Here is a 961-nt window from a genome sequence, read left to right as displayed (position 1 = left end):
ACATGTGCAAGGTAGCGGCGTAGAAATGTCTGAGCATGAGCTGACTCTATCCACCTCCGGTGAATTTTCAATTACACTGCACGAGGATACGGGCATCACCATCAACAGTCCGGGGGATGTACAGATTCAGGGTGGTCATGTGAAGCTCGATGCAGGCGAGGAACTTTCGCTCGAAGCTGGAACGGCGCTGTATCTCAAAGGTGGAGAAAGTAGCATGGTGCTGGATGGTGAGACGGATACCAAGGCTCCGGTGATTTATCAGGAAGGTACGGTAAAAGCTCCCGTTTTTGTAGCTGACCTCCCTCCTGTCCCAGAACCGCCGTTAATGAGCATCAAAGCATATGAGGCTGCACAAGCTCCATCAGCAGCTAAGAGCAGCCAAGCCTCTACTCCTAAAGCAAAAGTTACGACTCCAGCAGCGCTTCAACAGGCCAATGCTTTGATGGGGACGATATCCAAACTGTTAGGCTCCATTCCTGTGATGGGAAAAGTGGCTGGCGTTGTTGCGGGAGCTTTAGGTGGGCCTGCGGTGATTGCTGCAGGCTCCGTGCTGCTGGCAACCGCAGCTATTCCTGTTCATAGCACAGGAACAAGTCGCGCTGGAGGCGGTGCTCCTAAAGGTGGTTTGCATCCACTGAAGCATCTGGCTAGTTTAGCGCTCCAAGGGCTAATAAGCCAATACGAGCATGAGCGGGCTAAGGAAGCCTATTATAGCAAGTGGATTTTGGGGAAAGTGTTTACGAGTGCACGTCACATAGCGCATTCGGGTGGCCCATTAGAACTGGTTCAAAACCTGCTGAAAGAGTCAAATGCCATGGCTCAAGCGTATCAGCAAGTTCCTAAAAACATTCAGGAAAAATGGCTCCGAGATTATGAGGAAAAACAACGCCTTCAAGTAGCACAAACGCAGAAACATGAGAATCCAAAACTTGCATTATGGAGAGAAAGAAAAACTAGTGAA

At 49.9% G+C, this 961-nt stretch carries 1 pseudogene; it reads left to right on the top strand.

Annotated features, from left to right (window positions below):
* A pseudogene (locus L696_RS0113275) lies at positions 1–961 on the top strand (adhesin); the annotation flags it as partial.

Origin of the sequence: Paenibacillus maysiensis, from assembly GCF_000520815.1 — a bacterium.
In the GTDB taxonomy this organism is placed as follows: Bacteria; Bacillota; Bacilli; order Paenibacillales; family Paenibacillaceae; genus Paenibacillus; species Paenibacillus maysiensis.
This window is presented reverse-complemented; position numbering and strand designations above follow the sequence as displayed.